Here is a 5,368-nt window from a genome sequence, read left to right as displayed (position 1 = left end):
CATAGCCCTTGAAGTCGCCGAAATACTTGGTGATCGCCGCCGTCAGCGTCGTCTTTCCATGGTCGACGTGACCGATCGTCCCGATGTTAACGTGCGGTTTCGTCCGTTCAAACTTTGCCTTCGCCATCGCGCTTTCCGCCCTTGTCCAGAAGGGGCCGGGTGGGGCCCTTGATTACACGCGCGGCGGCTTAGCCCGGTGAGGCGGGAAATTCAAGCCTGATCGGGCTGGGCAGAGGGGCAGACCTCCTCGTTCGACTTCGTCACCTCGTCGGACTATCTGCGAGGAGTGACGAAGTCATCGACGAGCCGCCGCGTCAGGTGAAGCGGTTGTCGCGGGGAAAGCCGCGCGGGGCCATCTTTCCGGCACCCGCCCTTGCCCCGGTCCATTCGGCCAGGTCGGTCTCGGTCCGGGTGCGCCCGGCCGGGTCCTTCCAGCTCAGCCCCTCGGCGCGGGCAAAGGTCGTGGCGTCCGAAAGCCCGCCGTCCTTGTACTTCTGCAACCTCACGCCCTTGCCCCGGGCCATTTCCGGCAGTTCGGACAGCGCAAAAACCAGCATCTTGCGGTTGTCGCCCACCACGGCGACCGAGTCGCCCGCGACCGCCACGCAGACCGCCGTCTTCACCCCGTCACGCACGGTCAGCACCGCCTTGCCCGCCCTGGTCTGGGCCAGCAGTTCCTCGGAGGACACCACGAACCCGTCGCCGGCGGTCGAGGCGATGAGGTATTTCTGCCCCGGCCGGTAGATCAGGAGGTCGGTGATCCCGGTGTCGTTCGGCAGGTCGACCATCAGGCGCACCGGCTCGCCCATGCCGCGGCCGCCGGGAAGGTTCGCGCCGAGGAGGGTGTAGAACCGGCCGTTCTCGGCCACCAGCAGGATCTTGTCCGTGGTCTCGGCATGGAAGGCGAAGCGGGGGCCGTCGCCGTCCTTGAACTTCTGTTCCGCCGCAAGGTCGACATGGCCCTTCATCGCGCGGATCCAGCCCATCTTCGAGCAGATCACGGTGATCGGCTCGCGGTCGATCATTGCTTCGTAGGGGATCTCCTCGATCTCGGCGGCATCGGCGAACTGCGTCCGGCGGGCACCAAGCGCGGTCTGCTTGCCGTAAAGCCTGCGGACCTCGTCCAGTTCCTGCCCGATCCGCTGCCACTGGCGGGTCTCGCTGGCCAGAAGGTCGGCAAGGTCGGCGCGTTCCGCCTTCAGCGCGTCGCGCTCGGCATTCAGTTCCATCTCCTCGAGCCGCCGCAAGGACCGCAGGCGCATGTTGAGGATGGCTTCGGCCTGGTTCTCGGTCAGCATGCCCCGGCCTGGCGCCGGCGGGCGGTAATCCTTTTCCGAAGTCGCCCGGATGTGCGATTTCGACCAATCCTCGGCCATCAGCGCGGCCTTCGGGTCGGTGTCGTATCGGATGATGTCAATCACGCGGTCGAGGTTCAGGAAGGCGATCAGCAGGCCCTCCAGCACCTCGAGCCGCACGTCGATCTTCTCGATCCGGTGCTGGCTGCGGCGCTGCAGCACGTCGCGCCGGTGGTCGAGGAAGGCGCGCAGCACCTCTTTCAGCGAGCAGACCTTCGGCACCTTGCCATCGATCAGCACGTTCATGTTCAAGGAGAACCGGACCTCCAGATCGGAGTTCCGGAACAGGCTGCCCATCAGCACCTCGGCGTCCACGGTGCGGGCGCGGGGTTCCAGGACCAGGCGGATGTCCTCGGCGGATTCGTCCCGCACGTCGGCCAGCAGGGGAACCTTCTTGATCTGGATAAGCTCGGCCAGCTTCTCGATCAGTTTGGACTTCTGCACCTGGAACGGGATCTCGGTGACGACGATCTGCCAGGTGCCACGGCCCAGGTCCTCCACTTCCCACTTGGCGCGCAGGCGGAAAGCGCCGCGTCCGGTGCGATAGGCTTCGAGGATCGAGTCGCGCGGCTCGACGATCACGCCGCCGGTCGGGAAATCCGGGCCGGGGATCAGGGCGACCAGCGCCTCGTCGGTGAGCGAAGGGTCGGCCAGCAGCGCCTGGCAGCCATCGATCAACTCGTCCAGGTTGTGCGGTGGAATGTTGGTGGCCATGCCGACCGCGATGCCGGAGGAGCCGTTGGCGAGAAGGTTCGGGAAAGCCGCCGGCAGGACGACGGGCTCTTCCAGCCGGCCGTCATAGTTCGGACGGAAATCGACGGCGGTCTCGTCGATCCCCTCCATCAGCGCTTCGGCGGCATGGGTGACGCGGGCCTCGGTGTAGCGGGAGGCGGCCGGGTTGTCGCCGTCGATGTTGCCGAAGTTGCCCTGCCCGTCGACCAGCGGGTAGCGCATGTTGAAATCCTGCGCGAGCCGCGCCATCGCGTCATAGATCGCCTGGTCGCCGTGCGGGTGGAAATCCCCCATCGTGTCGCCGCTGATCTTGGCCGACTTCAGGAAACCCCCGGTGGGCGTGAGCCGCAGCCGCCGCATCGCCCAGAGGATCCGCCGGTGCACGGGCTTCAGCCCGTCGCGCGCATCCGGCAGAGCCCGGTGCATGATCGTCGACAGCGCATAGGTCAGGTAACGCTCGCCGATCGCGCGGGACAGCGGTTCGGAGACGGTCAGGCCATCCGGCCCCTCGATCCTGGGTTCGTCATCATCTGTGGTCATGCCCGTCCTTTACGGGAAAACCGCGCGTCCGGTCCAGATGGGTTTCTCGGCCCGGCCGGAACCTGTTGGCAAGCGATGCGTTTTGGACTCAACCTGCGGGCCGAACGGTGCTAATAACCAGACAATTGCCAGACCGGAAAATCCCATGTTGCGCCTGACCTTACTCTTGTGCCTGGGCATATTCGTCGCCCTGATGACCCTGGGGCAGGACCGGGGCCAGTTGCGTCCGGGCCTGGCGCTGGCGCAATCCGAGGGGCGGCTGGACGAGGTCTGGGCTGAGGCGAAGGCCCGGCCAGCCCCCGTCCCGGTGGCGAAGCCCGCGCCAGCCCTGGCCGCGCTGGCGCCGGAACCCGCCGCCCCCGCCCCAGTCGCCCCCCCTGCCCCCGCGATCAAGCCCGCGGTCGAGGTCGAGCCGGGCCGGGAGATCGTGGCGGCGGTCGAGGAGCCGATCTTCTCGCTTGCCTCCTTCGGCAACGAACCCGTCCCGGGCGAAACCGGGGCCCCGCAACCCGAAGCTGCCGCCCCCGAAGCCGCAGCCCTCGGGGACGAGTCGATCCGCTATGTCACCGCAAGCTCGGTCAACGTGCGGGCCGATCCCTCGACCGACGCCGAGGTCCTGGGCAAGCTCGCCAATGGCGAGGCCGCGCTGATGGTCCAGGAGGTCGATGGCGAATGGGCCCGAATCATCATTCAGGGCGATGGGCTGGAAGGCTATGTCGCGCTGCGCTACCTCAGCCCCGAGGCGCCCTGACCTTCCATGCGCTCCATCCTGATCACCGGCTCCTCGTCGGGCATCGGCCTTGACGCCGCCCGGGCCCTGCATGTGCGCGGCTGGCGCGTCTTTGCCACCTGTCGCCAGGAGGCCGATTGCGCGCGCCTGCGGGCCGAGGGACTGGAGAGCTTCCGACTCGACTATGCCGACGAGGCCAGCATCGCCGAGGCGGTGGCAGAGGTGGAGGCCCGGACCGGCGGCACATTGGACGCGCTTTACAACAATGGCGCCTTCGCCTGCCCCGGCGCGGTCGAGGACCTGCCGCGGGGGGCGCTCCGCGAGATCTTCGAGACCAATCTCTTCGGCTACCACGACCTGACCCGGCGGGTGATTCCGCTGATGCGGGCGCAGGGACATGGGCGGATCGTCAACTGCTCCTCGGTCCTCGGCCTGGTCGCGCTGACCTGGCGCGGCGCCTATGTCGCGACCAAGTTCGCGATGGAGGGGCTGACGGACGTGCTGCGGATCGAGATGCGCGGGACGGGAATCGACATCGTCCTGATCGAACCCGGCCCGATCGCCACGAAGATCCGCGAGAACGCGATTCCGCATTTCGAGCAATGGATCGACTGGGAGAACTCCGCCCGGCGCGAGGAATATGTGCGGCTGCGTGGGCGGCTTTACGACAGGAAGGTGAAGAAGGACAGGTTCGAGCTTCCCCCCTCGGCGGTGACGCAAAGCCTGATCCGGGCGCTGGAGGCGAAACGGCCGAAGGCGCGGTATTACGTCACCACGCCCACCCATCTGATGGGCCTTGCCCGGCGGGTGCTGCCGACCCGCGCCCTGGACTGGCTGATCGCCAAGGGCTAAGATCAAGAATTTCAAGTAAAATTCTTGACAAATTTCTTGAGGAAGAAATTTGGCTTCGCTTTCCGTCGCCGCGCGCTTAGATCAGGGGCAAAGGGAGTGCACCCATGTTTTCCGATCCGCTGTTCCTCTTTGCGACCGTGGCCTGCCTGGTCGTGCTGGCGATCCTGCTGTTCGGGATCGGAACCTTCGCCAAGGGCGGCGACTTCAACAAGCGCAACGCCAACCGCATCATGCGCTGGCGGCTCGGGGTGCAGTTCGTGGCGGTGGTGCTGATCGTCGCTTTCGCCTGGCTGCGCAGCGGCTCGTGATCCGGAGGAAAGAATGGTCGTCCTGTCGAAGATCTATACCCGTACCGGGGATGCCGGGGAAACCGCGCTTGGCAACGGCACGCGGGTGGCCAAGCACAGCCTGCGGGTCAGCGCCTATGGCACGGTGGACGAGACCAACGCCACCGTCGGCCTTGCCCGCCTGCATGCGAAAGGCGAGGCCGGCGCGGCGCTGCAGCGCATTTCCAACGACCTTTTCGATCTGGGCGCCGATCTCTGCACCCCCGACCGGCATCTGGACCCGACCCTGGGTTACACCCCCCTGCGCATGATCGAGGCCCAGGTCACCCGGCTGGAGCGCGAGATCGACGCGATGAACGACCGGCTCACGCCCTTGCGCAGCTTCATCCTGCCCGGCGGATCGGTCCTGGCCGCCCAGTTGCACCTCTGCCGGACGGTCTGCCGCCGGGCCGAGCGGCTGGTGGTGGAACTGGCGACGGAGGAGGACGTGAACCCCGAGGCGGTGCGCTATCTCAATCGCCTGTCCGACTGGTTCTTCGTCGCCGGCCGGATCGCCAATGACGACGGCAGGGCCGATGTGCTCTGGGTTCCCGGCCTGACGCGCTGATCGGCCGCCCCGATCAGAAACGCGGCGTCCTGTCGCCTGAAGGTGTCGCATTTGCTCTGTTCCGGCGGGCCGCCTTCCGCTATCTGGCGGGGCGAGAGCTTGTGCGCCCCTGGGCGCGTCGGATGAGGAGTGCGGCCGATGAAGGTGCTGGTCCCGGTCAAGCGGGTGATCGACTACAACGTGAAGGTTCGGGTCAAGGCGGACGGGTCTGGAGTTGACCTGGCGAACGTGAAGATGTCGATGAACCCTTTCGACGAGATCGCGG

Annotated in this window: 6 protein-coding genes and 1 pseudogene; 5 read left to right on the top strand and 2 right to left on the bottom strand. The window is 66.7% G+C overall.

What is annotated here, in order from left to right; all coding sequences use genetic code 11:
- A partial coding sequence (locus tag I7S92_RS22895; RefSeq protein ID WP_242070362.1) for a GTP-binding protein occupies positions 1-127 on the bottom strand: 127 nt, incomplete at its 3' end.
- Between the two features lie 187 nt (positions 128-314).
- Positions 315-2,627 (bottom strand): DNA topoisomerase IV subunit A, encoded by a 2,313-nt coding sequence (gene parC / locus I7S92_RS22890; protein ID WP_197647805.1) that lies wholly within the window; start codon positions 2,625-2,627, stop codon positions 315-317.
- A gap of 145 nt (positions 2,628-2,772) precedes the next feature.
- On the opposite strand from parC, the gene I7S92_RS22885 reads away from it, so the two are divergent.
- From I7S92_RS22885 to I7S92_RS22865, 5 genes and pseudogenes are all read left to right on the top strand, one after another.
- Positions 2,773-3,378, top strand: a complete 606-nt coding sequence (locus I7S92_RS22885; RefSeq protein WP_197647804.1) for an SH3 domain-containing protein — start codon at positions 2,773-2,775, stop codon at positions 3,376-3,378.
- Between the two features lie 6 nt (positions 3,379-3,384).
- Positions 3,385-4,209, top strand: a complete 825-nt coding sequence (locus I7S92_RS22880; RefSeq protein ID WP_197647803.1) for an SDR family oxidoreductase — start codon at positions 3,385-3,387, stop codon at positions 4,207-4,209.
- Positions 4,210-4,313: 104 nt separating this feature from the next.
- Positions 4,314-4,517 (top strand): twin transmembrane helix small protein, encoded by a 204-nt coding sequence (locus I7S92_RS22875; protein WP_197647802.1) that lies wholly within the window; start codon positions 4,314-4,316, stop codon positions 4,515-4,517.
- Positions 4,518-4,530: 13 nt separating this feature from the next.
- Positions 4,531-5,103: a cob(I)yrinic acid a,c-diamide adenosyltransferase gene (locus tag I7S92_RS22870; RefSeq protein ID WP_197647801.1), complete on the top strand. Its 573-nt coding sequence runs from the start codon at positions 4,531-4,533 to the stop codon at positions 5,101-5,103.
- A gap of 138 nt (positions 5,104-5,241) precedes the next feature.
- Positions 5,242-5,368, top strand: a pseudogene (locus I7S92_RS22865) (electron transfer flavoprotein subunit beta/FixA family protein); the annotation flags it as partial.

This window comes from Tabrizicola soli (genome assembly GCF_015999335.1).
Taxonomy (GTDB): Bacteria; Pseudomonadota; Alphaproteobacteria; order Rhodobacterales; family Rhodobacteraceae; genus Tabrizicola; species Tabrizicola soli.
Note: the sequence above shows the minus strand (reverse complement) of the source record. Positions and strands in the feature narration are given on the sequence as shown.

Excerpts from the sequence above, each read along its gene's own strand:
- I7S92_RS22885 (WP_197647804.1), top strand. The coding sequence starts at position 2,773 with ATGTTGCGCCTGACCTTACTCTTGTGCCTGGGCATATTCGTCGCCCTG.
- I7S92_RS22880 (WP_197647803.1), top strand. The coding sequence starts at position 3,385 with ATGCGCTCCATCCTGATCACCGGCTCCTCGTCGGGCATCGGCCTTGAC.
- parC (WP_197647805.1), bottom strand. The coding sequence starts at position 2,627 with ATGACCACAGATGATGACGAACCCAGGATCGAGGGGCCGGATGGCCTG.
- I7S92_RS22875 (WP_197647802.1), top strand. The coding sequence starts at position 4,314 with ATGTTTTCCGATCCGCTGTTCCTCTTTGCGACCGTGGCCTGCCTGGTC.
- I7S92_RS22870 (WP_197647801.1), top strand. The coding sequence starts at position 4,531 with ATGGTCGTCCTGTCGAAGATCTATACCCGTACCGGGGATGCCGGGGAA.